The sequence below is a fragment of the Pseudomonas saponiphila genome (genome assembly GCF_900105185.1).
Taxonomy (GTDB): Bacteria; Pseudomonadota; Gammaproteobacteria; order Pseudomonadales; family Pseudomonadaceae; genus Aquipseudomonas; species Aquipseudomonas saponiphila.
Genome location: NZ_FNTJ01000001.1, coordinates 2,852,185 through 2,874,888 on the forward strand (window position 1 = coordinate 2,852,185; position 22,704 = coordinate 2,874,888).

The window sequence follows — 22,704 nt, forward strand, 5'->3', positions numbered from 1 at the left end:
GCCGGCGCCAAGTGGCAGCATGGCGGCACAAGAACCGGAGAACACCCCATGAAGATCATCATCGCCCCCGACTCGTTCAAGGACAGCCTGAGTGCCGCAGGCGTGGCCCAGGCCATTGCCCAGGGTCTGGCCGAGGTCTGGCCCGACGCCGAACTGCGTCAGTGCCCGATGGCTGACGGTGGCGAGGGCACGGTGGAATCGATTCTCGCCGCCTGTGACGGGCAACTGCGCCGCCATCCGGTCCAGGGGCCGCTGGGGGCGACGGTCGAAGCGCGCTGGGGCTGGTTGCCCCAGAGTCACACCGCGATCATCGAAATGGCCGAGGCCAGCGGCCTGCAATTGCTGGCGCTGGACCAGCGCGATGCCTGCAACAGCAGCACCTTCGGGACGGGGGAATTGATCCTGGCCGCGCTGGATGCTGGCGCCCAACGCATCATCCTGGCCATCGGCGGCAGCGCCACCAACGACGGCGGTGCCGGGGCCCTGCAGGCCCTGGGCGTGAAGTTGCTGGATCAGCAGGGGCGGATGCTGCCCCGTGGCGGCCTGGCCCTGGCCGACCTCGCCGCCATCGAGCTGGACAGCCTGGACCCGCGCCTGGCCCGGGTGCGTTTTGAAATCGCCGCCGACGTCAACAACCCGCTGTGCGGCGAACAGGGCGCATCAGCGATCTTCGGCCCGCAGAAAGGCGCATCAGCGCAGCAGGTGCAGCAGTTGGACCAGGCCCTGGGGCATTTTGCCCAGCGCTGCGCCGAGGTGCTGGCCAAGGACGTGCGTGACGAACCCGGCAGCGGTGCGGCTGGCGGCCTGGGGTTTGCCGCCAAGGCCTTTCTGGGCGCGCAGTTTCGCCCGGGCGTGGAAGTGGTGGCGGAACTGGTGGGCCTGGAACAGGCCATACAGGGCGCCGATCTGGTGATCACCGGCGAAGGGCGTTTCGACGCCCAGACCTTGCGCGGCAAGACCCCGTTCGGTGTGGCGCGGATCGCCCGGGCGCAGGGCGTTCCGGTGATCGTGCTGGCCGGCACCCTGGGCGAGGGTTACCAGCAGATGTACGCCCACGGCGTGGACGCGGCCTTCGCCTTGACCAGCGGCCCCATGAGCCTGGAGCAGGCCTGCCGCGAAGCTCCGCGCCTGCTGCGCGAACGCGCGACCGACATCGCCCGCCTCTGGCGCCTGGGCAATCCCCACCGCTAAACACCCCACGCCGCGCCCGCGACAACGCCTTCGCCGACAAGCCGTCTCCTACGAACCACCACCTGAGCCTGCCCCCCCCCCCACGTAGGAGTTGGCTTGCCAGCGAAGAGGCCGCAAGATCTTGCCACGCCCGCAACAACGCCTTCGCCGGCCAGCCGGCTCCTACGAACCACCGCCTGAGCCTGCCTGCCCCCATGTAGGAGCTGGCTTGCCAGCGAAGAGGCCGCCAAGCCTTGCCACGTCCGCGACAACGCCTTCGCCGGCCAGCCGGCTCCTACGGCCAGCGCCCGTCAGTAGACCCCGCCGTCGCGGGTGGGGGCATCCAGGGTCTTGTACTGCCCGACCAGGCTCTGCAAGCCCTTCATCAACACCGTGGTATCCACCCCCACGGCGACGAAGTTGGCCCCCAGTTCGATGCAGCGCCGGGCCAAGCGCTGATCGGCGCTGAGAATCCCCGCGGCCTTGCCCGCCCGGCGTATGCGCACGATGGCGTCCTCGATGGTCGCCACCACCTCGGGGTGCCCGGGGTTGCCCCGATGGCCCATGGCCGCGGACAGGTCCGCCGGGCCGATGAACACGCCATCGACGCCGTCCACCGCGAGGATCTCATCCAGGTTGCCCAGGCCTTCGAGGTTCTCGACCTGCACCAGCAGGCACATCTGTTCATCGGCCCGCTCCAGGTAGTCGGCGATGCTGTTCCAGCGCGACGCCCGGGCCAGGGTGCTGCCCACGCCACGTACCCCCAGCGGCGGATAGTGCATGGCGCGCACCAGCTGGCGCGCCTGCTCGGCGCTTTCGACCATGGGGATCAGCAGGGTCTGGGCGCCGATGTCCAGCAGTTGCTTGATCAGCGCGGTGTCGCCGATCGGCGGGCGGATGATGCCCTGGGCTGCGTAGGGTGCGATGGCCTGCAACTGCGCCAGCAGGCTGCGCAGGTCGTTGGGGGCGTGTTCGCCGTCCAGCAGCAGCCAGTCGAAACCGGCATTGGCCGCCAGCTCGGCGCAGTAGCCGTCCGCCAGCCCCAGCCACAGGCCGATCTGCGGTTCGCTGTGTTGCAGGCGTTGCTTGAACAGGTTCAACGGCATGTCCATGGCAGTCTCCTCAGACAAAACGGCAGGCAATGCTGCCCAACTGATCGTAGTCCACATGGAAAACATCCCCGGGACGAGCGGCCACCGGGCGGGTAAAGGAGCCGCCGAGAATGATCTGCCCGGCCTCCAGGCCGACGTCATGGGCCGCCAGCTTGTTGGCCAGCCAGGCCACGCCCTTGGCCGGGTGATTGAGCACCGCGGCGGACACCCCGGATTCCTCGATCACGCCGTTGCGGTAGAGCACCGCCGGCACCTTGCGCAGGTCCACATCCCCCGGGCGCACAGCGCGGCCGCCCATCACTACCCCGGCGTTGGCGGCGTTGTCGGAAATGGTGTCGAACACCTTGCGCGTGGCCTGGGTCTGCGGGTCCAGCTGCTGGATGCGCGCGTCGATGATTTCCAGGGCCGGGATCACCCAGTCGGTGGCGTCCAGCACATCGAACAGGGTGCAGTGGGGGCCTTTCAACGGCTTGCCGAGGATGAACGCCAGCTCAACCTCGACCCGCGGCACGATAAAGCGCTGGAAGGGAATGTCCGTGCCTTCATCGAACAGCATGTCGTCCAGCAGAGCGCCGAAATCCGGCTCGGTGATATTCGACGACACCTGCATCGCCCGCGAGGTCAGGCCGATCTTGTGGCCCACCAGCTTGCGGCCGTCGCGGATCTTTTGCTGCACCCAACTGCGCTGGATGGCGTAGGCATCCTCGATGCTGATGTCGGGGTATTGCAGGGACAACTGGCCGATCTGTTCGCGGCTGCGTTCGGCGGCATTGAGGCGCGCGGCGGCCTCTTGGATATCCGAGGGGCTGAGCATGGTTATTTCTCCCGAGGGTTGACGATATGGGCCGGCACCCGCAGCACCAGCCAGGCGCCGAGGGCGATCAGCAGGGCCAGGGCGTAGAGGGCCAGGCTGGCGCTCTGGGTGGCGTCGCGTACCACGCCGATCAGGTAGGGCGCGAGGAAGGCGGCGACACTGCCGAAGGAACTGATCAGGGCAATGCCCGCGGCCTGGGTGCTGCTGGCCAGAAAGGCCGGCGGCAGTTGCCAGAACATCGGCAGCGCGGCACTGGCGCCCATGCCCGCCACCAGCAGGCCGAACATCACCAGCCACGGATCGCTTGGGGCCAGCCCGGTGAGGATCAGGCCGAGGCTGGACATCAGCAGCGGTATCGCCAGATGCCAGCGGCGCTCGCGCAGGCGGTCCGAGGAGCGGCCGATGCCCAGCATGAACAGGCAGCCGGCCAGGTAGGGCAGGGCACTGAGCAGGCCGACATTGCTGTCCCGGGCGATGCCGGCGTGATGGATCAGGGTCGGCATCCAGAAGGCGATGGTGTTCACCGCCAGCATCACCGCGAAGTAGATGCACACCAGCAACCAGACATGGCGCTCCCTGAGGATGCCGCTGAAGCGGGTGATCGATTTGCGCTGTTCTTCCTGCTGCAGCGCCTGCAGCAGCCGGGTTTTCTGCGCCGGGCTCAGCCAGTCCACTCGTTCGATGCTTTCCGGCAGGGCCTTGAGCACCACCAGCCCCAGCAGCACCACCGGCAGGCCTTCGATGAGGAACATCCACTGCCAGCCGCGCAGGCCACCGAAGTCGTGGAAGCTTTCCAGGATCCACCCCGACAGGGGCCCGCCAATCACCCCGGCCATGGGCACGGCGATGGCGAACAGCGCGGTGACCTGCCCCCGGCGGCTGGCCGGGAACCAGCGGTTGAGCAGCACCAGGATGCCGGGGAAGAACCCCGCCTCGGCGACCCCCAGCAGAAAGCGCAGCACGTAGAAGCCCCAGGCGCTGTCCACCAGCATCAGGGCGCTGGACAGCAGGCCCCAGACCAGCATCAGCAGGGCGATCCAGCGCCGCGGTCCGACCCGCTCCAGGGCCAGGTTGCTGGGCACCCCGAACAGCGCATAGGCAACGAAGAACAGCCCGGCGCCGAGGCCGTAGACGCTGTCGCTGAAGCCCAGGTCCTGGGTCATCTGCAGCTTGGCGAAGCCGATATTGATGCGGTCCAGGTGGGCGAAGATATAGCAGACGAACAGCAGCGGCATCAGCCGCCAGGTGATCTTGCGATAGCAGTCGTTGACCTCGGCCACAGGAGCTTCGGCGATTGCGGGATGGGACATGGGGAGATCTCGTTATTGTTCTTGTGTGGGGCGGCTTGCTCAGGCCTGGCACAAGGCTTGAGGGCCTGTTCGCTGGCAAGCCAGCTCCTACGGGGTGCGTGGGCATTGGTAGGAGCCGGCTTGCCGGCGAAGGCGGACTCAGGGCCGGTACAAGGCTTGAGGGCTTGTTCGCTGGCAAGCCAGCTCCTACGGGTTGCATGGGCGTTGGTAGGAGCCGGCTTGCCGGCGAAGGCGGACTCAGGTCTGGTACAAGGCTTGAGGGCCTGTTCGCTGGCAAGCCAGCTCCTACGGGTTGCGTGGGCGCTGTGTAGGAGCCGGCTTGCCGGCGAAGGCGGACTCAGGGCCGGTACAAGGCTTGAGGGCTTGTTCGCTGGCAAGCCAGCTCCTACGGGGTGCGTGGGCGTTGTGTAGGAGCCGGCTTGCCGGCGAAAGGGCCGGCACAATGCTCAGCCCTGTCCGTGCAGAAACTGATGCACGTTGTTGAGCTTGAAGTTCAACTCGGCATCCAGCTCGCTCATCTCGAACGACAGCGCCAGCAAGCGCTGCGCCTGCAGCGCAGCGAAGTGCGCGGTGATGATCTCGAACAGGCCCTTGGCGACTTTGCGGCGGATGGCCAGGTCGCGCCCGGCGCCCACTTGCAGGCGCATATGGACGAAGGCGTAGTCATGCTTGCCGTCGGCCATGCGCCAGGTGTCCAGGCGCACCCCGCGGCTGCGAATGCCGCCCAGGGGAAACTCGCCAGTGGCGTCCAGGTAGTCATGAACCTTGGCGAACAGCCCGGGCAGATCGGCGGCCTGTTCGATGTTGTCGGTGTATTCAGCGATGAAATGCGGCACGGGAGCCTCCTTGGGAGGCAGCGGCAGGCGGCAAGCTACAAGCTGCAAGAGGGTTCTCTTGCGGCTGTAGGTTGGCGACTTGCCGCTGCTGTCGATGTGGTCTTGCAGCTTGTGGCTGGAAACTTGCCGCTGCTTCTAGAAGATGGCGTTGATCTGGCCGGTGCCGGAGCTGCCGAACAGCGGCGTGACGATCTCGGCCGGGCGGTTGTAGTCAGGCCCGCCCAACAGCCCCAGGAGCATGGCCGTGTCATGCATGCCGCCCTCGCCATGGCAGCTGCTGGCGTAGTCCGGGAGCATGGCGCAGAACTCGCGAAAGCGTCCCTGCTGCCACAGTTCCACCACCCGCTGGTCTACCTGCTTGTCGAATTCCCGGGTCCAGTTGTGGATGTTGGCCTCGGCTTCGCGGTCGTTGGAGAAACGGTGGGACAGCGAGCCGGACGCCAGCACCAGGACCTTGCGCTCGCTTTTCTCGATGGCGCGGCGCACCGCGGCGCCGAAGGTGAAGCTGTCTTCCAGCTTGTGCCAGGCGCACCAGGCGGCGATCGACACCACCTTGAAGTGCTCGGCGGCGGGCACGTCCATGTGCATGTAGCGCATGGGCACCAGGGTGCCGTATTCCAGCTCCAGGCTGGGGATATTGTGGGCCAGGGTGCGCACGTCGGCGGCGTTGGCCTCGGCGGCGATCAGTTCCCCCAGCTCCGGGCAGCCCTGGTAGTCGTAGGTCATGTTCTTGATGAAGTGCGGCAGCTCGTTGCTGGTGTAGGTGCCGTTGAAGGCTTCACCACAGTTGATGTGGTAACCGCTGTTGACCAGCCAGTGCACATCGAACACCACCGCGGTGTCGGCCCCCAGGGCCCGGGCGCGGCGAGCGATTTCCTTGTGCCCGGCAATGGCCGCCTCGCGGCAGCCGTGGTGCTTGCCCGGCAGTTCGGACAGGTACATCGAGGGAACGTGGCAGACCTTGGCGGCCATGACGACTTCGCCCATGGTGCTTCTCCTGAAACATCTTCTTGTTGGGGGATCCGGGACGGTTCTGAACCTTACACGCCCCAGCGCGGGATGGGGTGACTGCCCATGGAAAGGCAGACGTTCTTGATCTCGGCAAACACCTCGAAGCTGTACTCGCCGCCTTCACGGCCGGTGCCCGAGCCTTTGACACCGCCGAAGGGCTGGCGCAGGTCGCGCACGTTCTGGCTGTTGATGAACACCATCCCAGCCTCGATGCCCCGGGCCAGGCGATGGGCCTTGCCGATGTCCTGGGTCCAGATGTAGGAGGCCAGGCCGTACTCGGTGTCGTTGGCCAGTTGCAGGGCCTGGGCCTCGTCCTTGAACGGGATCAGGCACACCACCGGGCCGAAGATCTCCTCCTGGGCGATGCGCATCCGGTTGTCGACGTCGGCGAACACCGTGGGCTGGATGAACTGCCCGCGAGCCAGGTGCGCCGGCAGGTTGGCCGGGCGTTCCAGACCACCGGCCAGCAGGGTCGCGCCTTCTTCCAGGCCGATGCGGATGTAGCCGGTGACCTTGTCGTAGTGGGCCTGGGTGATCATCGAGCCGACCTGGGTCTTGGGGTCTTGCGGGTCACCGACGATCAGACGCTTGGCGCGTTCGGCGAATGCCTTGACGAACTGCGGGTAGACGCTTTCCTGGATGAAGATCCGGCTGCCGGCGGTGCAGCGTTCGCCGTTCAGGGAAAAGATGGTGAACAGCGCGGCGTCCAGGGCCCGCTCCAGGTCGGCGTCCTCGAAGATCAGCACCGGCGACTTGCCGCCCAGCTCCATGGAGTACTTCTTCAGGCCGGCGGTCTGCATGATCTTCTTGCCGGTGGCGGTGCCACCGGTGAAGGAAATCGCCCGCACGTCCGGGTGGCGCACCAGGGCATCGCCGGCGGTGGCGCCGTAGCCCTGGACGATGTTCAGCACCCCGGCGGGAATCCCGGCCTCCAGCGCCAGCCGGCCCAGCTCATTGGCGGTCAGCGGTGACAGTTCGCTCATCTTCAGCACTGCGGTGTTGCCCAGGGCCAGGCACGGCGCGGTCTTCCAGGTGGCGGTCATGAACGGCACGTTCCACGGCGACACCAGGGCGCAGACGCCCACCGGCTGGTACAGGGTGTAGTTGAGCATCTGGTCGTCCACCGGATAGCTGTGGCCATCCATGCGGGTGCAGACCTCGGCGAAGAAATCGAAGTTGTGCGAGGCCCGGGGAATCAGCACGTTGCGGGTCTGGTGGATCGGCAGGCCGGTGTCCAGGGTTTCCAGCTCCGCCAGGCGCGGCACGTTTTCCTCGATCAGCGCGCCCAGGCGGCGCATCAGCCGGGCGCGCACCGATGCCGGGGTATTGGCCCATTTCGGGAAGGCGTCCTTGGCCGCCGCCACCGCCTGGGCGATTTCCTCGGCGCCGCCGCTGGCCACCTCGCCAATGGCTTCACCGGTGGCGGGGTTGTAGTTGGTGAACACTTCACGGCTTTCGACTTCGCGGCCGTTGATCCAGTGCTTGATCATTTATGCGTGCTCCTTGGCCGCGGTGGTGGGTTGTGTATGGGCGTGCTGGGCGAAGAATTCGCTTTCGCTGACGATGCGGTTGGCCAGCCGGCCGATGCCTTCGATCTCCACCACCACCTCATCGCCGGGCACCACGTCGGACAGGCCTTCGGGGGTGCCGGTGGCGATCATGTCGCCCGGTTGCAGGGTCATGAAGCCGGACAGGTACTCGATCAGGTAGGGGACATCGAAAATCATGTCGGCGGTGCTGCCTTGCTGGCGCAGCTCGCCGTTGACCCAGGTGCGCAGGGTCAGCCGGTTAGGCTCGGGCACCTCGGCGGCGTCGATGATCCACGGGCCCACCGGGGTGGTGGCGTCGCGGTTCTTCACCCGCAGGTTGGGCCGGTAGTAGTTCTCCAGGTAGTCGCGGATCGCGTAGTCGTTGCACAGGGTGTAGCCGGCCACATATTCCAGGGCGTCCTCGCGCTTGACGTTGCGCGCGGTCTTGCCGATCACCGCTACCAGCTCGCACTCGTAGTGCATGTAGGCGACGTTGTCCGGGCGCCAGGTCACCTGGTTGTGGCCGGTGTAGGTGCCCGGCGACTTGATGAACACCAAAGGCTCGGTGGGCGGCGTGAAGGCCAGTTCGGCGGCGTGGTCGGCGTAGTTCAGGCCCAGGGCGAACATTGTCCCGGCGGCCGGTGGCAGCCACTGCACCTGATCCTCGGCCAGGGTCCGGCCGTCTTCCAGTTGCAGGGTGTTGGGGCCGGTGACCCGAGCGTCGTGGACCTGGCCCTGATAACGGATGCGCGCGTGTTTCATGTCGGTTCCTTATTCGGCCACGATGGAGTTGGCGAGGCGACCCAGGCCGCTGATCTGCACTTCGACTCGGTCGCCGGGGCGCACGTCGACCCGGCCTTCCGGGGTGCCGGTGATCAGTACGTCGCCGGCATGCAGGGTCATGAATTCGCTGATCTCGGCAATCAGCTGGGGAATGCTGCGCACCAGGTTGGCGGTGCTGTTGTGCTGCACCCGCTCGCCGTTGACGAACAGTTCCAGGCTCAGGTCGTGGGGATCGCTGACCTCGGCGGCCGGCACCAGCTGCGGGCCGATGGCGCAGAAACCGTCGCGGCACTTGGCCTTGACCGCCGGGCGGTAGTAGCTGTCTTCCGGCAGGCTGAATTCGTTGACGATGGTGTAGCCGGCGACATGCTCCAGGGCGTTTTCCAGGCGCACCCGGCTGGCACGCTTGCCGATCACCACCCCCAGGGCCGGGCCCGGTTGCAGGCGTTCGACGTCCTTGGGAAACACCACCGGTGCTTCATGGTCGTTGCGGGTGTTGGGGGTCTTGATGAACAGCACCGGTTTCACTGGGGGCTTCTGGTAGGGCGGTTGGGTGAAGCTTTGCAGATGGCTGTTCAGCAACCCCTGGTAGTTCAGCGCAACGCCGAACAGGGTGCCGCCGGCGTGATCGTTCAGTGCACGGCTCATCGGGCTCTCCTGGTGTTGGTTCCCGTGGCGGCTTGCCGCTGGCGGGTCGAGTTCGTTAATGTATTAACGTTATATTTAATATGTTAACGATCGTCAAGCGACGAGCTTGCAGAATCCATGGCGAAGTGGCGGGCCAGCGGCGAATCCCGCAGGATGCCAAGGCTTTGCCTGCTGAAAAATAACAACAGAGGGGTGCCATGAACCCACGTCAACCGATTCCCAACATCAACATCGGCCAGGTCTACGACCAGCGTTACGCCGATGCCCAGGTGCACTACGACAAGCTCAGCAACCTGGCCGGCTTCTTCGGTCGCAACATGCCGGTGCACCGCCACGACCGCTTCTTTCAGGTGCATTACGTGCAAAGCGGCGCGGTGCGGGTCTACCTCGACGACCAGCAGTACCTGGAATCGGGGCCGATGTTCTTTCTCACGCCACCGACCATCCCCCACGCCTTCGTCACCGAGGCCGACAGCGAAGGCCATGTGCTCACCGTGCGCCAGCAACTGGTGTGGGAACTGATCGGCGCCGACCCGGCACTGGCCCCGGCGCCGCAGCTGCCGCCGGCCTGTGTGGCCCTGGCGCGGCTGGGGCCGGAATTCGTCAGTGAAGTACGGCGGCTGGAGTCTCTGTTCCAGGAGCTGCAGCAGGAGATCGCGGGGCAGGGAGCCGGGCGCGAGCCGGCCCTGGAAGCCCTGACCCGGCTGCTGATGATCAGCCTGCTCAGGCTCTCGGCCAACTCCCTCAAGGCCCGTCCGGCACGCCACGAAGACCTGCAGATCTTCCATCGCTTCAACGAACTGATCGAAGCCCGCTACCTGGAGCACTGGCCCCTGGCACGCTACGCCAGCGCCCTGGGCGTCACTGAAGCAAGGCTCAACGACGTCTGCCGACGCATCGCCGACCTGCCGTCCAAGCGCCTGGTGTATGAGCGGTTGATGCAGGAGTCCAAGCGCCTGCTGCTGTTCACCGGAAGCTCGATCAACGAGATCTGCTACCAGCTGGGCTTCAAGGACCCGGCGTATTTCAGCCGCTTTTTCCAGCGTTACGCCAAGATCGCGCCGGGTGAGTACCGGGCGCGCCAGGGGTTGACCAACCCGCCTGTGGCCGAGGCGCCCGGGCCCTGAAAAGCGGGAAGGGCCGGGTTGACCGAGGGGGCCGCGTGGCTTTGCTCAGGCCGTCGCCAATGGCTGTATTCGGAGCCTTGCGACCATGGCAGAATCCGCGCCTTTGTCCGACAAGGAGCGTCGTCATGCTGCGTGCCGTTGTGTTGTCCCTGTTGGTGCTTGGCGCCGCGCCGTGCCTGGCCCGGGAGCTGCCGGAGCTGACGCCGCTGTGGCTGCAGCAGGAGGGCTGGATCAGCGCCTGCGACAACCGCCGCGACTGCCAACTGCTCTACGCGCCGAACATCGCCTTTGCCGAGCAGGTCAACCACCTGACGCTGTTGATCCGCAGCCAGGCCGGGCCCGAGGGCCAGCTGCAACTGCAACTGGAGCATCAGGGCGTACCCTTCGAGCCGGCCGCCCTGCGCCTTGATGGCCAGCCGCTCGAGCCTGGTTTGCTGGCGGCGTTGGTGCAGGAGCCGGAAGCCCCCGACAGTACCCGTGAACAACAGTACTACCGGGTTGACGATCAGGCGCTGGCCCGGCAATGGCTGGCGCGCCTGCGCACCGCGCAGGTGCTGGAACTGCCGGGAGAGGAACCGGCTCAGGTGCTGCTCAAGGGGCTGCCGGATTTGCTGCAACGGGTGGATCAGGTACAGCAACGCCTGGGCACGGTCAGCGCCCTGGCGGCACCCGGCGAACAGCGGGCAAGTGCGGTGCCCAGGGTCCAGGCGGCCAAGGCATTGCGGCCCTATCCCGGGGTGACGCCCCTCAGTGCCCGAGAGCGCAGCGGGCTGCGGGCAGCGGTGCAGAAAACCTTGCCGCCGCCCAAGTCTGCAGAGGACGACGACTACGTCATGCCGCCGAGGATCGAGCTCTATCCCCTGACCGCGCAGCATGCGCTGGTGGTCGAGTTTTCCGACTGCGGCGCCTATATCTGCCTGTTCGATATCAGCAGCCGCTCGCGCACCGCGCCCTATGCGCTGCAACCCCTGCAGATGCAGGCATTGCCGGACGGCAGCGTCGACCATGCCGGGGGCCTCAATTATTACCCCGAGACCGGCGAGCTCAGCAGTTTCCTCATGGGCCGGGGGATGGGCGACTGCGGTGAAATGGCCAGCTGGCACTTCGACGGCCTGGCCTTCCAGCTCACCGACTACCGGCGCATGCCCAATTGCAGTGGCCTGGGCTACGACAACTGGCCGGTACTCTGGAGTGCCGAGGCGCCGAAGCGCCCCTGAGCCCCGGCTTCAAGTGCATGTTGCGCCTTGAGGCACGCTGTTCGGTTGCGCCGGTGCCGTACCCAGCAGCAGGTCCGCGGCCTTTTCCCCGATCATGATCGCCGCCGCGTTGGTGTTGCCGGTGATCAGGTTCGGCATGATCGAGGCGTCCGCCACCCGCAGCCCCTGCAGGCCGTGGACCCGTAGCTGGTCGTCAACCACCGCCAGTTCGTCGTGGCCCATCTTGCAGCTGCCCACCGGGTGGAACACCGTACCCAGGTGCTGGCGGATCCACTGTTCGATCTGCTCCTGGCTCTGTACCTGCGGGCCGGGCACCAGCTCGCCTCGCAAGCGTTTGGAGAAGGCCCGGGTTGCCGCCAGCTGGCGCACCAGGCGCAAGCCGGCCACCAGCTTGCGCAGGTCCTCGGGGTGGCTGAGGAAGTTGGCCTCGATCAGCGGCTTGTCGTGCGGGTCGGCGGAGTTCAGGCGCACCCGACCTCGGCTGTGCGGGTGCATCACCGCCACGTGCAGGCTGATGCCATGGCCCGCGGGAATCAGGCGCTGGGGCTGGTTCTTCAGGGCCGGGGCGACGATCAGCCCCAGCTCCGGCACCGGGTCTTCGGGCGTAAGGCGCAAGAAGGCCCCGGACTCCACGGTGTTCGACGTCAGCGGGCCCTGGCGCCGGGTCAGGTATTGCCAGGGCGAACGGGCCAGGGGCAGCAGGCCCCTGGGCGAGAGGCCGTAACCCAGTTCGGGATCGCTGCGGTACATCAGCACGATGTCCTGGTGGTCCTGCAGGTTGAGGCCGACCCCCGGCAACGGGTGGCGCGCCAGGATGCCGTGGCGCTCCAGTTCCGCGGCCGGGCCGATGCCGGACAGCAACAGCAACTGCGGCGAGTTGATCGCCCCGGCGCAGAGGACCACTTCCCGACGCGCCTGCAACTGCCGGACCTCGCCGTTCTGGCTGATCTCCACGCCGCAGGCGCGGGTACCCTGCAGCAGCACCCGGTGGGTCAGGGTGCTGCTCAGAACGGTCAGGTTCGGCCGCTGCAGGATCGGGTGCAGGAAGGCCCGGGCCGCGCTGCAGCGCTCGCCGTTGATCTGGGTGACATGGAAGGGGCCGAAGCCTTCCTGTTCCGGGCCGTTGAAGTCCGGGTTGTAGCTCCAGCCCAGTTCCGTGGCCGCTTCATAGAACACCTGGTTGACCGGGCTCGGGCTGCGCTGTGCGGCGACGTTGAGCTCGCCATTCCGGCCGTGCCAGGGCGAGTCGCCCGGTTCGACGCCCGGCTCGAAATGCTCCGAGCGCTTGAAGTAAGGCAAAAGCTCGTCATGGCTCCAGCCCTGGTTGCCGGCAGCGGCCCAGCGGTCGAAGTCCTGGCGATGGCCACGGATGTAGATCATGCCGTTGATCGCGCTGGAGCCGCCCCAGACCCGGCCGCGGGGGCAGGGGATCGGCACCTCGCCGCTGCTGGGCTGGGGGCAGAACCTGTGCATCCAGTTCCAGCGCGGGTTGGCGATCAGGCGGATGATCCCTGCCGGTGTGCGCACATAGGCCGCCGGCAGCAGGCTGCGGTCGCTGGGCCCGGCCTCGATCAGGCACACCTGAAGCCTGGGGTCGGCGGACAACCGGTTGGCCAGCACGCAACCGGCGGAGCCGGCGCCGACCACGATGTAGTCGAAGGTTTGCGTGGAGTGTTCAGTCATGGGGGATACCTCCTGGGCAGTCACAGAAATCCATCTCACAGCCCCAGCAGCGAGCCGACGTCGAGGGTCACTTGCAGGCCGACGACAAAGCCGTTGCCGCTCAGCTCGCGGGCTTCGGGGTTGTAGAAATTGTCCGGGTTGATCAGGTACTGGACGCTGGGCTCCACCGCCAGTTGCCGGGTCAGGGCGATATGGGCGTTGGCTTCCAGGGCATAGACATTGCGCTCGCCCAGGCGCGGGTCGCCGCCGTTGGCAGTGCGTGCCTGTTGCTGGAAGCGCAGTTGATGATCGTTGAGGCGCAGGTAGCTGGCCTTGAGGTTGAGCTTGTCCCGGGGGCGGTCGAAGGGCGCCAGATAGGTCAGTCCGGCCTCGGCGAACTGGCTGAAGGGCTGCTTGTCATCGGCGGCCGCCGACAGCGAACCGAACAGCAGCAAGGCCTGGGGCGCGGTGCCGCTGCCTGTGTCGGCGCGCCACAGCGCCTGCTGGAACTTGAAGAAGGCGCCGCCGCTGCCGAAGGCCGTGGCCCCGGTCAGCGGGTCCACCTGCTTGCCGGTGTTGTAGTAGCCGTTGAGCTCGTAATGGGCGCTGTAGGCCTCTTGGTTCTGGCTGCCGATGCCCAGCAGCAGGCTGGTGCCGCTGGCGTCGTCGGTACTGAAATCCAGGCCCTTGCGCTCCTTGAGGTAGTCCACTGGATTGGATTCGAAGGCGCCGCCGTGCACGTACCACTGGGGCGTCAGCCGGTACTTCAGGTAGCCGCCCCAGCTGCCGTAGGGCGGCGGCAGGATGCCGGTGGACGAATCGATGATCGGGTCGTTGCAGGTGATGGTGCTTTCACAGTTGTAGATATAGAAGTAGCGCCGGGCGTTGCTCCGTCCCAGGCTCAGGTCGACCCGGCCATCGAGCCAGGTCTGCTGGTAGGTCAAAAGGCTCAACTGGTTGCTGGTGAGGTCGTTGTGGATCGGCGCACCGCCGAAGTAGCTGCCGGCGGCGCCTTGCCAGTTGCGCGAGGTGGGTACGCCGGTCTGCTGGTCGAGGATGAACAGGGTCTGTTCGAAGTGCAGCGCCGCGCCGTCCAGGCCGGCGAAGGTTCCCAGGTCGATATCGGCGCCGACGAACAGATCGCCGCTATTGCCGAAACTGTGGGGGCGGGGGCCGGTGTCGAGGTTCTTCATCGCCAGGCTGAGAAACTGCACATGGGGCGTGATGCCCCGGTCGGCCAGATAGTCGCCCAGGCCGGAGAGCGGGCCGCTGCGGGGCGCGGGCTGGGCATCGGCAAGGCAAATCACTGGCAGCAGCAAGGCTGCCAGCAGCGGGCACAGCACATGGATAGGCTTCATGTCGGGTACTCGGTTCTTGTTGTTTTTGTCTTGAGTGTTGAACGCTGTAGCTCAGGCCTCGGCCAGGGCCGGTGTCGGGTTGACCAGCACCTTGATCTGACTCTTGTCTTGCAACAGCGCCTTAAAGCCTTGTTCCACCGCCTGCTCCAGGGCCAGGCAGCGGGTCACCACCCGGGACAGGTCCAGGCGCCCGCTGGCCAGCAGCTCGATCAGCTCGGGATACACATGGCGGTAACCGACGCTGCTGAGCAGGCGCAGCTCGTTGTTCAGCAGGTGGAAGGCGTCGAACTGCACGCTGCCCATCAGGCCCACCAATACCACTGCACCGCCCTTGCGCAGGCAGTGCAGGGCATGGCTCAGGGTCTGCTGGCTGCCGGCAGCCTCGAAGGCCGTGTCGCAGCCGCCGTCGCTCAGTTGCCGTAGACGCTCCGGCAACTGTGGGTCGGCGCCGTCCAGGGCGGCCGAGGCGCCGAACTCCAGGGCCAGGCGCCGACGCCCGGGGTCCAGGTCCACGGCGTAGATCCGCTCCACGCCCCGCAGCCGGGCCAGCAGCACCAGCAGCAGACCGATGGGCCCCAGGCCAAACACCACGCAACTGTCGCCGGCGATCAGGCTGCTCTGGTTCAGGGCGTGGCAGGCCACCGCGGCTGGCTCCAGCACGGCGGCGTGCTTGAAACTGACGCTGTCCGGCAGGCGGTGCAGCATGTAGGCCGGCACCAGCGCCTGCTCGGCAAAACCGCCGTCTCCCATCAGGCCGATAAAACCCATGGACTCGCACAGGTTGTATTGGCCGACGCGGCAGTACTGGCATTCGCCACAGCGATACTCCGGCTCCACCGCCACCCGCTGTCCCAGCAGGCTCGGCTCGACCCCGGGCCCCAGGGCCACGACCTGGCCGCAGAATTCATGACCCAGGGTCAGTGGCGCCCGGCAGCCGGACAGCGGATGGGCCACGTGTTGGGGAATCGAGTGCGGCCCGTCGGCGTATTCGTGCAGGTCGCTGCCGCAGATACCGCAGTAGGCCACCTGCAGCAGGACTTCTCCGGGGCCGGGCCGGCGCAGTTGTACCTGGCCCAGGCGCAGGTCCCGGGCGGCGTGCCAACGCAATGCTTTCATGGCTGGTTTCCTTGCAGGACAGAAGAACCCTTGGGTTGTCGGCGTTGTTGACGGGCCAGCACCGCCGGGGCGGTTTCCTTGAGGAACAGCGCCAGCAGCGCCGCCAGCAGGGCGCCGCCACAGGACATCCACATGACAATGGACAGGCCGAGGCGGTCGGCGGCGAACCCGGCGATGGTCGGGGCGACGAAGCCGCCCACCAGTTCGCCGATGCCCATGATCATGCCCAGGGCGGTGGCCATGACTTCCCGGGGCACGGTTTCCGCCGGGATGGTGGCCATGAACAGGGTGAAGCAGCCCAGGCCGGTGTAGGTCAGCAGCATCAGAACGCCGAGCATCCAGGGGGACGAGGCGTAGAGCAGGGCGATCGGGCAGCAGGCGGCGATCAGCGAAAACAGCACCAGGGTCGGTCGCCTGCCGATGCGGTCGGAGATCGCCGGCACGCCGAAGCCCCAGAGCACCCAGGCGCCGCCCAGGCAGCTCATCACCGTGCCCATGCTGGCCGGGCTGTAGTCGCGGACCTTGACCAGGAAGGTCGGGGTAAAGGAGATGAGGATGATGAACCAGGTCAGGAACACGCAGCTGATCAGGGTGCAGAGCAGGATATTGCGGCTTTTCAGCAGGGCCAGCCGCTGTCCGCCGTTGTTGCCTGGCGCGGCGTGCGTCCGCGGCTCTGCCGCTGACGGGTCGGGGTGCACGTAGCGCCAGATCAGCAGGGCGATCAGCAGGCCGGGAATCAGCGAGACGATAAAGGCATGGCGCCAGCCATAGGCCTCGGCCAGGGCGATCAGTACCGGCGGGCCGATCACCGCCCCCAGCAGCCCGGCCGCCGAGCCTTGCAGCAGGCCCATGTTCAGGCCCCGGCGCTGGGGCGACGAGGCTTCCACCATCAGCGATTGCGAGAGCGGCAGGATCGGCCCCTCCGCCAGGCCCATGATGGCGCGAAACAGCAACAGGCTGAGGAAGCCGGTGACCAGCCCGGAAAGGGCCGAGCACAGGGAAAACAGCAGCACCGCAACGATCAGCAGCGGTTTGCGCCTGCCGCTGCGGTCCGACCAGGCGCCCACCAGGGCCCCGGACAGCGCCCAGGCCAGGGCCAGCACCGACGACAGCATGCCCAGGTGGCGGTTGCTCAGTTGCAGTTCGTCGGCCATGAACGGGAACAGGAAGGACAGCGCCAGACGATCGAAAAAGACGAAGCCGAAGGTCAGGAACAGCACCCCGAGCAAGGTGTTCTCGTAACCGGCCTTGTTGTTTTTATAAGCCATGGTGGTTCTCCGAGGAGGCGTGAGCGGCGCAGGTCAGCGAAACAGGGTGTCGATATGGGCCGCGCCCAGGCCGATCTTTTCGTAGTGCTCGCGGCACAGGGCGATGTAGGAATGCACGTCGAAATAGCCGTCGGGCTCGCCGTGTTCATCGAGCCAGATCAGCGGGCCCTTGACGATGAAGAACACCCGCATCGGTTGTTCATGCTCATAGGCCACCAGGGTGTGGCCTTCGCCCGGGGTTTCGTAGACGAAATCCCCGGCGCGGGCGGTCCATTCGTGTTCCAGGTAGCCCCATTTGCCGGACAGGGTGTAGGCGAAGACTTCGTGGGGGTGGTAATGGCGGTTCACCAGCCCGGCGCTGCGGGCCATGAGGATGTCGCACCAGCGGTTCTCGCTGGGGGAAATCCACAGGGGCCGCGAGGACACGGTTGCGGTGAAGGGCACGTACAGGCTCAGGTCGTCGCTGGCGGCGTCCGGCAGGTAGACCTCGGGCTTGGCGTCGGGCTTGAAGCAGTGGGCGATGGGTTGCAAGTCTTTCCAGAATTCACCGTGGGCGGCTTCGGGCATGGTCGGCCTCGTTTGTCGTTATGGGGGAGCCTGGGCCGCCGGGCAGGGCGGCCGTGGAGGTTGCGAGGACGACTGTAGGCCGGTTGCGGGGCGTCGGTTTGACCGGATCGGACCGGTTGCTTGCCTGTTTCAGACGGGCTGTTTTCCGGCCGCCGACAAGGCTGCCGGGGCCGCCTGTGGCCACCACGTTTCGAGTTGACAGGTCATATGATTCAGATGTTAATGAATGGCCGTGGCCCGCAATGCATGTGGCCTCAGGTGTCCGGACGCGGCCTTGCCGTCCGGGGAATATCCCGCCGCCCATGAGAAGAACAACAATGTCTCCATGCGCCTTGCTCGAAACCCGGCATGCCAGCACCCAGGCCGTCGACCCGGAACAGCGCCTGAGTTTCTGGGAGGACTACAACGCCACGACCCTGGTGGGGCTCAAGTGCAACTCCTACGCCGAAGACGGCTTCGCTGCCCGCCAGGACAACCTGCAACTGAGCGCCATGCGCCTGGCGCGCATTGTCGGCAACGAACACGTGGTGGAGCGCGACAGCTCGATGATTCGCGGCGTGCCCAAGGAGTCGGTCTTTGTGTCCCTGGTCACCGGCAGCGGGTCGTTCTTCTACCAGGACGGCAGCTGCCAGGTGCTGCAACCGGGGGAACTGGTGGTCTATCGCACCGACAAACCCTACCTGTTCGGTTTCTCCGGGGCGATGCGCCAGTTCATCTTCGACATACCCCAGGAGCAGTTTGCCGAGCGCTGCTTGAAACGCTTCGACCGGCCATTGCGGGTCAGCAGCGAAAGCGGGGTCCAGCGCCTGTTGCTACGCACCCTGGGGGAACGTACCCGGGCCTTTTTCCAGCAGCCGTTGTGCGAGGACGCAGAGGCCTACCAGGACCAGGCCTTCGAACTGCTCGCCAGCATCATTGCCGGGCAGGCCGGGCAGCGGCCGATCAATGCCCTGAGTGCCTCCTACCTGCTGGCGGCCAAGCAATGCATCCATGAGCAGTTGGCCGACCCCGCCCTGAGTTGCGAGCGGGTGGCGGCCCAGACCGGCATTTCCACCCGGCACCTGGCCCGCTTGTTTGCCCTGGAGGGCCTGGTGCCGAGCCGCTTCATTCTCGACAGGCGCCTGCAACTGGCCCGCCAGTTGCTGTGCAGCCGCCAGGGGGCAGGGCTGGATATCAGCGAGGTCGCCTATCGCCATGGTTTTGCCAGCCAGGCGCATTTTGCCCGGGCCTTCAAGGCGCGCTTTCAGCTGACTCCCAGCCAGGCCCGGAGCCGGGGGCTGGCTTAGCCGGGGCATTCAGTCCAGCGGGTCGCGCGGTGGCGGGTTTCCGGTCGTTTCCGGTCCGTGCTGCCCAGCCCGGTCGCGAGCGCGGCGCAGGGTATCCAGGCCACACTTGTGCAACAGATCGTCCAGCAGCGCCCTGGAAACATCCGGTGTGACGGCGTCACCCTGATGCCTGCGAAGCTGCGCCGCTTGCTGCAACAGGCGGGCGCGGGCCTTCTGCCAGAAGTCGATCTCGTCGAGGTAATCCTTGGTCTTGCGGTGCATGGACATCTCCTTTGTCTCAGCGAACAGGCAAGCCCCCGATCAGCGCAAAATCCCGGTAACCGGGGAAGGCGGACTAGCAGACGGACAGGTCCCGACGCGCGACACACCCGGTTGCGAAGGCAATGGCGCGTCGCTGCGGCACGCGAGGTTTCTTCTGGAAAGGAGTGGCGAGGAACTGGACCTGTGGGTCAGGTTGTCGAGGAGAGAATAGGAAACCTTTGGCCATTGTCGCGGTGCATGTGTCGGACCGCTGCTCTTGGCGTGGGGTGATGACGCGGGGAGATGCTACGAGGCAGGCGGTGGCTGATGCCCGGCGTCATGCCGGTGAACATCAGCCCCGGGAGGAAGCAGGGTGGGTCAGCGAGCGGCGGCCGCCAGGGCCGCGGCCTGACGGTCCAGCAGTTGGCGCTGGAAGGCCGTGAACTCCGCTTTGGGCTGCTGCTGGCGCACGAACTCCAGCATCGGGTCCTGGACCGCGGTACGGATGCCCGACAGCGCTTCCAGGGTCGCCAGCCCGCAAAAAGGCACGTAGGCCTCGGAGTAGCCGCCTTCATGCACCAGCACCAGGCGCCCATGGCACAGGCGCTCGGCGGCGTTGCGCAGGCACTGGGTCATCTCGCGGAACGAGTCGCTGTGCAACAGCATCCGCGCCAATGGGTCCACGGCGTTGGCGTCATAGCCGCAGGCGACGATGATCAGCTCGGGTTCGAAGCGCTCCAGGGCCGGCACCACGATCTGCTCCATGGCGTACAGGTAGGCGTCATGGCCGCCACCGGGCAGCAGCGGCACGTTGATGTTGCAGCCCAGGCCGGCGCCGCGTCCGCGTTCGTGTTCACCGCCATAGCCCGGCGGAAAACAGCCGTCCTGGTGCAGGGACAGGGTCAGCACATCGGCCCGCTCCTCGAAGATCGACTGGGTGCCGTTGCCGTGGTGCACATCCCAGTCGATGACCGCCACCTTGCCCAGCCCGTGGCGGGCCTTGGCGGCTTCGATGGCGATGGCGATATTGGCCAGAAAGCAGAAGCCCATGGCCTGGTCGGCGCGGCAGTGGTGTCCCGGTGGCCGCGACAGAGCATAGGCATTCTCGGCTTCGCCGCTGAGCACGGCGTCTACCGCCGCCAGGGCCAGGCCGGCGGACAGCTTGGCGATTTCATAGCTGCCAGGCCCTACCGGTGCTTCTTCCCCCAGGTGGCCACCCCCGGCATCGCTCAGGGCCTTGAAGCGTTGCAGGTAGTCGATTGGGTGGACCCGTAGCAGGTCCGCTTCGCTGGCGGGTGGGGCGCTGCGCACCTGCAATTGTCGGGTCAGGCCGCTGACGTCCATCAGGCTTTTCAGGCGGCGCTTGGTCTCCGGGGATTCGGCGTGTCCGGCGGCGGACGGCGGTTGCACCCAGCCGCCCACCGGCAGGGTCAGCACATGGGGGCCGGCGCTGTGCCACAGGCAGAGTTCATCGAAGAGGAACGCGGTTTTGCTCGTCATGGTGATGTCCATTTTTCAGGGAAAAGAGGAGTGCTGGCCGGGGCGCTTCGCGGCTGGCTAGCGCGGGGTACGGCAACCGAGTACCAAGGCCAGGGACGCCAGGGTGAGCAGCGCGCCCCCCAGCAATAGCCCTTGGAAGCCGCCGCTGCTTTCGATCAGGCGCCCGGCGAGGGTCGGGCCTATGGCCAGCCCGGCGCTGATCACCAGATTGGAGGCATTCATCAGCCGGCCGCTGCGATCCATCTCGGCCATGCGCGCCAGGATCAGCGGCAGGATGAAGGTCCAGGTGAACTTGAACACCAGCGCCGCCAGGGCAAAACGCGCCAGCCGGGGCTGGTCCAGAAGCAGCAGCACCGAGCCCGCCATCAGGCCGTAGCCCAGCACAAGCAGGACGCCGCGGGGCAGGCGGTCGCCGAACAGGGTGGCGCACAGCGCCCCGACGATGCCCATCAGGGTGGCGATGGCCAGGATGTCGCCGTTGGTCTGGGCCGAGAGGCCGGACTGGCTGCCAATGGCGCCGATAAAGGTCCAGACCCCGCTGAGGCTGATGTAGAAGGTGAGGATGCCGAGAATCCCCAGGCCCGCCTTGAGTCGGGAGATCGCCGGTGCCGGCGGCGCGTCGGCGCCAGGGCCTGCCGCCCCCGCCGGAAAGCAGCGGACCAGGGGCAGGCACAGGGTCATCAGCAGCGCCAGGATCAGGTAGCAGGCGCCCAGGCCGAAGCGTTGGAAGAGCATGGGCAGCAGGCTCAGGCCGATGGCCCCCAGCACCAGTTGACCCATCACCCAGAAGCCGTAGGCACGGCTGGGCGTGGGGCTGGCGGCGGCGCTGGCCAGGCAGATGATCATCAGCGAGCCGCCGGCCAGGGCGCTGCCAAAGCGCGCCATCAACAACAGCGAATAGTCATGGGCCAGCATCGACAGCAGGTTGGCGACGATGAACAGCAGGGCGCTGCACAACGCCGCCCGGCGCCAGTCGATGTGTTTCAGCCACCAGATGGCTGGCAGGGTGGCCAGGCTCATGGCCCCCAGCTCGGCGGAAAACAGGTCGCCGATCCGGGTCGGGCTCAATTGCCATTGGCTGGCCAGTTGCGCGGCGATGGCCGGGGCCATCAACAGCACCGCGGGGGTGATGGCGGCGAACAGCACGATGGCCGCCAGCAGGCCCAGAGGCGGGTGGTTGAGGTGTGAGGTGACGCTCAAGGTGGGGTTCCGGGTGGTCATGGACAGGCTCCGCAGGCAAGGGGTTCAGAACACGTGGACCAGGCGCAGCAGGGCATCGGTGCCGGCAAAGCCGTTCTCGGTGGCGACGTTTTGCGACAGGCTGAACAGCAGCTGGTTCTGCTTGTCCAGCCAGTGCCCGAGCTCGAAGCCGACCTGGGTGTAGCGCTTGTGGGTATCGTCGATGCGCCGGTCGTTGATCCGCAGTTCGCCGCCGTCGGCGTGGATCAGGCGCAGGGCGCCATAGGTTGAGGGGGTGAAGTCGTAGGAGGCGAAGGCTTGCAGGCGATAGAGCGGGTCCTGCTTGAGGTCGCTGCCCAGATAGTCGTTGTTGCTGCCGTAGAGCTGGGCTTCGAGGTTGGCTTCCAGCACCCATTTTTCACCCAGGCCCTGGGTGTAGTTGTAGACAAAGGTCGCGCCCCAGCGGTTGGCCCCGGGTGACACGTCCGGGTTGCGGCTGTGGTACTCGCCCAGGGGCAGCGTGACCAGGGTCAGCAGGCCGCTGTAGGTGCGGGTTTGCGGCTGGTTGATGAAGAACAGCGTGCCGCCGACCTGGGGATCGCCGAAGCCGCTTTCGCTGCTGCGGTGCTCGGCGCCGGGCAGGCGGGCGCTGATGTCGGCGAAGGGCACGATGAACTGTGGGGTGCACAGGGTGCCGCACAGGTCGCTGAAGAACACCTGACGGTAGGCCATGGCGTTGATCCGCAGATCGGCCTTGCCGCTGCTGTCGGCCGGGCCGTGGAAATCGCCGGCGCGGGTGGCGGGCAGGTACAGCACGCCGAGGCTGGTGCCCGCGGGGGCGGCGAAGAAGTCCCGGGCGTTGAGGTCCGCGGCGTTGAGCGACAGGCTGGCCAGGGCGCCAGCCAGGGCCAGGGCCAGGGCGGTACGGGTCGGAATCCTTGTCATGGGCGGTGCGTCTCTTGTAGGTGTTG

21 protein-coding genes are annotated in these 22,704 nt (G+C 66.6%); 4 read left to right on the forward strand and 17 right to left on the reverse strand.

Going from position 1 to position 22,704, the window contains the following annotated elements; genetic code table 11:
* Window positions 1-48: 48 nt before the first annotated feature.
* Window positions 49-1,191 (forward strand): glycerate kinase, encoded by a 1,143-nt coding sequence (locus BLV47_RS13390; RefSeq protein WP_092314246.1) that lies wholly within the window; start codon window positions 49-51, stop codon window positions 1,189-1,191.
* Window positions 1,192-1,481: 290 nt separating this feature from the next.
* Here BLV47_RS13390 and hpaI read toward each other — a convergent pair whose 3' ends face one another.
* The 8 genes from hpaI to BLV47_RS13430 all read right to left on the reverse strand — a co-directional run bounded on the left by hpaI (window position 1,482) and on the right by BLV47_RS13430 (window position 9,213).
* Complete coding sequence (gene hpaI / locus BLV47_RS13395; RefSeq protein WP_092314248.1) at window positions 1,482-2,282, reverse strand: 4-hydroxy-2-oxoheptanedioate aldolase; 801 nt, start codon at window positions 2,280-2,282, stop codon at window positions 1,482-1,484.
* A 10-nt stretch (window positions 2,283-2,292) separates the two neighbouring features.
* Window positions 2,293-3,096, reverse strand: coding sequence for a 2-oxo-hept-4-ene-1,7-dioate hydratase (gene hpaH / locus BLV47_RS13400; protein WP_092314250.1), 804 nt, complete (start codon window positions 3,094-3,096; stop codon window positions 2,293-2,295).
* 2 nt (window positions 3,097-3,098) lie between these two features.
* Window positions 3,099-4,406 carry an MFS transporter gene (locus BLV47_RS13405; RefSeq protein ID WP_092314252.1) on the reverse strand — a complete coding sequence of 436 codons (1,308 nt, stop codon included), beginning with the start codon at window positions 4,404-4,406 and terminating at the stop codon, window positions 3,099-3,101.
* Window positions 4,407-4,852: 446 nt separating this feature from the next.
* A complete protein-coding gene (locus BLV47_RS13410) occupies window positions 4,853-5,242 on the reverse strand; it encodes a tautomerase family protein (protein WP_092314254.1) in 390 nt (129 codons plus the stop codon).
* A gap of 135 nt (window positions 5,243-5,377) precedes the next feature.
* A complete protein-coding gene (hpaD, locus tag BLV47_RS13415) occupies window positions 5,378-6,229 on the reverse strand; it encodes a 3,4-dihydroxyphenylacetate 2,3-dioxygenase (RefSeq protein WP_092314256.1) in 852 nt (283 codons plus the stop codon).
* A gap of 53 nt (window positions 6,230-6,282) precedes the next feature.
* Complete coding sequence (gene hpaE, locus BLV47_RS13420) at window positions 6,283-7,743, reverse strand: 5-carboxymethyl-2-hydroxymuconate semialdehyde dehydrogenase (protein ID WP_092314258.1); 1,461 nt, start codon at window positions 7,741-7,743, stop codon at window positions 6,283-6,285.
* A complete protein-coding gene (locus BLV47_RS13425) occupies window positions 7,744-8,544 on the reverse strand; it encodes a fumarylacetoacetate hydrolase family protein (protein ID WP_092314260.1) in 801 nt (266 codons plus the stop codon). It abuts the gene before it with no gap.
* 9 nt (window positions 8,545-8,553) lie between these two features.
* Window positions 8,554-9,213, reverse strand: coding sequence for a fumarylacetoacetate hydrolase family protein (locus BLV47_RS13430; RefSeq protein WP_092314262.1), 660 nt, complete (start codon window positions 9,211-9,213; stop codon window positions 8,554-8,556).
* Window positions 9,214-9,410: 197 nt separating this feature from the next.
* Between BLV47_RS13430 and hpaA the strand changes: the two genes are divergently transcribed.
* A complete protein-coding gene (gene hpaA, locus BLV47_RS13435; RefSeq protein WP_092314264.1) occupies window positions 9,411-10,340 on the forward strand; it encodes a 4-hydroxyphenylacetate catabolism regulatory protein HpaA in 930 nt (309 codons plus the stop codon).
* A 125-nt stretch (window positions 10,341-10,465) separates the two neighbouring features.
* Window positions 10,466-11,557, forward strand: coding sequence for a DUF1176 domain-containing protein (locus BLV47_RS13440; protein ID WP_092314266.1), 1,092 nt, complete (start codon window positions 10,466-10,468; stop codon window positions 11,555-11,557).
* Between the two features lie 9 nt (window positions 11,558-11,566).
* On the opposite strand, the gene BLV47_RS13445 is transcribed toward BLV47_RS13440, so the two are convergent.
* From BLV47_RS13445 to BLV47_RS13465, 5 genes are read right to left on the reverse strand one after another with little or no spacing between them, the layout of a single operon-like run.
* Window positions 11,567-13,240, reverse strand: a complete 1,674-nt coding sequence (locus BLV47_RS13445) for a GMC family oxidoreductase (RefSeq protein ID WP_092314268.1) — start codon at window positions 13,238-13,240, stop codon at window positions 11,567-11,569.
* Between the two features lie 35 nt (window positions 13,241-13,275).
* On the reverse strand, window positions 13,276-14,577 hold the full coding sequence (locus BLV47_RS13450; RefSeq protein WP_092314270.1) for a carbohydrate porin: 1,302 nt from the start codon (window positions 14,575-14,577) through the stop codon (window positions 13,276-13,278).
* A 51-nt stretch (window positions 14,578-14,628) separates the two neighbouring features.
* The gene (locus BLV47_RS13455) at window positions 14,629-15,693 is read right to left on the reverse strand and encodes a 2,3-butanediol dehydrogenase (RefSeq protein ID WP_092314272.1); all 1,065 of its coding nucleotides are present in this window, start codon (window positions 15,691-15,693) and stop codon (window positions 14,629-14,631) included.
* Complete coding sequence (locus BLV47_RS13460; protein ID WP_092314274.1) at window positions 15,690-16,961, reverse strand: MFS transporter; 1,272 nt, start codon at window positions 16,959-16,961, stop codon at window positions 15,690-15,692. Before BLV47_RS13460 ends, BLV47_RS13455 begins: the two co-directional genes overlap by 4 nt.
* 33 nt (window positions 16,962-16,994) lie before the next feature.
* On the reverse strand, window positions 16,995-17,528 hold the full coding sequence (locus BLV47_RS13465) for a 2,4'-dihydroxyacetophenone dioxygenase family protein (protein WP_092314276.1): 534 nt from the start codon (window positions 17,526-17,528) through the stop codon (window positions 16,995-16,997).
* 317 nt (window positions 17,529-17,845) lie between these two features.
* Between BLV47_RS13465 and BLV47_RS13470 the strand changes: the two genes are divergently transcribed.
* Complete coding sequence (locus BLV47_RS13470) at window positions 17,846-18,814, forward strand: helix-turn-helix domain-containing protein (protein WP_092314278.1); 969 nt, start codon at window positions 17,846-17,848, stop codon at window positions 18,812-18,814.
* A 9-nt stretch (window positions 18,815-18,823) separates the two neighbouring features.
* Here BLV47_RS13470 and BLV47_RS13475 read toward each other — a convergent pair whose 3' ends face one another.
* The 4 genes from BLV47_RS13475 to BLV47_RS13490 form a co-directional block, all read right to left on the reverse strand.
* Complete coding sequence (locus BLV47_RS13475; protein WP_092314280.1) at window positions 18,824-19,075, reverse strand: hypothetical protein; 252 nt, start codon at window positions 19,073-19,075, stop codon at window positions 18,824-18,826.
* 357 nt (window positions 19,076-19,432) lie between these two features.
* Entirely contained in the window at window positions 19,433-20,554 is a 1,122-nt protein-coding gene (locus BLV47_RS13480; RefSeq protein ID WP_167365659.1) for a class II histone deacetylase, read from the reverse strand.
* A 57-nt stretch (window positions 20,555-20,611) separates the two neighbouring features.
* A complete protein-coding gene (locus tag BLV47_RS13485; protein ID WP_092314284.1) occupies window positions 20,612-21,775 on the reverse strand; it encodes an MFS transporter in 1,164 nt (387 codons plus the stop codon).
* A gap of 24 nt (window positions 21,776-21,799) precedes the next feature.
* On the reverse strand, window positions 21,800-22,678 hold the full coding sequence (locus BLV47_RS13490) for a transporter (RefSeq protein ID WP_092314286.1): 879 nt from the start codon (window positions 22,676-22,678) through the stop codon (window positions 21,800-21,802).
* Window positions 22,679-22,704 lie beyond the last annotated feature (26 nt).

What these genes read in the sequence shown, in the direction of transcription:
- BLV47_RS13390 (WP_092314246.1), top strand. Translation starts at nt 49, where the DNA reads ATGAAGATCATCATCGCCCCCGACTCGTTCAAGGACAGCCTGAGTGCC.
- hpaI (WP_092314248.1), bottom strand. Translation starts at nt 2,282, where the DNA reads ATGGACATGCCGTTGAACCTGTTCAAGCAACGCCTGCAACACAGCGAA.
- hpaH (WP_092314250.1), bottom strand. Translation starts at nt 3,096, where the DNA reads ATGCTCAGCCCCTCGGATATCCAAGAGGCCGCCGCGCGCCTCAATGCC.
- BLV47_RS13405 (WP_092314252.1), bottom strand. Translation starts at nt 4,406, where the DNA reads ATGTCCCATCCCGCAATCGCCGAAGCTCCTGTGGCCGAGGTCAACGAC.
- hpaD (WP_092314256.1), bottom strand. Translation starts at nt 6,229, where the DNA reads ATGGGCGAAGTCGTCATGGCCGCCAAGGTCTGCCACGTTCCCTCGATG.
- hpaE (WP_092314258.1), bottom strand. Translation starts at nt 7,743, where the DNA reads ATGATCAAGCACTGGATCAACGGCCGCGAAGTCGAAAGCCGTGAAGTG.
- BLV47_RS13425 (WP_092314260.1), bottom strand. Translation starts at nt 8,544, where the DNA reads ATGAAACACGCGCGCATCCGTTATCAGGGCCAGGTCCACGACGCTCGG.
- BLV47_RS13430 (WP_092314262.1), bottom strand. Translation starts at nt 9,213, where the DNA reads ATGAGCCGTGCACTGAACGATCACGCCGGCGGCACCCTGTTCGGCGTT.
- hpaA (WP_092314264.1), top strand. Translation starts at nt 9,411, where the DNA reads ATGAACCCACGTCAACCGATTCCCAACATCAACATCGGCCAGGTCTAC.
- BLV47_RS13440 (WP_092314266.1), top strand. Translation starts at nt 10,466, where the DNA reads ATGCTGCGTGCCGTTGTGTTGTCCCTGTTGGTGCTTGGCGCCGCGCCG.
- BLV47_RS13445 (WP_092314268.1), bottom strand. Translation starts at nt 13,240, where the DNA reads ATGACTGAACACTCCACGCAAACCTTCGACTACATCGTGGTCGGCGCC.
- BLV47_RS13450 (WP_092314270.1), bottom strand. Translation starts at nt 14,577, where the DNA reads ATGAAGCCTATCCATGTGCTGTGCCCGCTGCTGGCAGCCTTGCTGCTG.
- BLV47_RS13455 (WP_092314272.1), bottom strand. Translation starts at nt 15,693, where the DNA reads ATGAAAGCATTGCGTTGGCACGCCGCCCGGGACCTGCGCCTGGGCCAG.
- BLV47_RS13460 (WP_092314274.1), bottom strand. Translation starts at nt 16,961, where the DNA reads ATGGCTTATAAAAACAACAAGGCCGGTTACGAGAACACCTTGCTCGGG.
- BLV47_RS13465 (WP_092314276.1), bottom strand. Translation starts at nt 17,528, where the DNA reads ATGCCCGAAGCCGCCCACGGTGAATTCTGGAAAGACTTGCAACCCATC.
- BLV47_RS13470 (WP_092314278.1), top strand. Translation starts at nt 17,846, where the DNA reads ATGTCTCCATGCGCCTTGCTCGAAACCCGGCATGCCAGCACCCAGGCC.
- BLV47_RS13475 (WP_092314280.1), bottom strand. Translation starts at nt 19,075, where the DNA reads ATGCACCGCAAGACCAAGGATTACCTCGACGAGATCGACTTCTGGCAG.
- BLV47_RS13480 (WP_167365659.1), bottom strand. Translation starts at nt 20,554, where the DNA reads ATGACGAGCAAAACCGCGTTCCTCTTCGATGAACTCTGCCTGTGGCAC.
- BLV47_RS13485 (WP_092314284.1), bottom strand. Translation starts at nt 21,775, where the DNA reads ATGACCACCCGGAACCCCACCTTGAGCGTCACCTCACACCTCAACCAC.
- BLV47_RS13490 (WP_092314286.1), bottom strand. Translation starts at nt 22,678, where the DNA reads ATGACAAGGATTCCGACCCGTACCGCCCTGGCCCTGGCCCTGGCTGGC.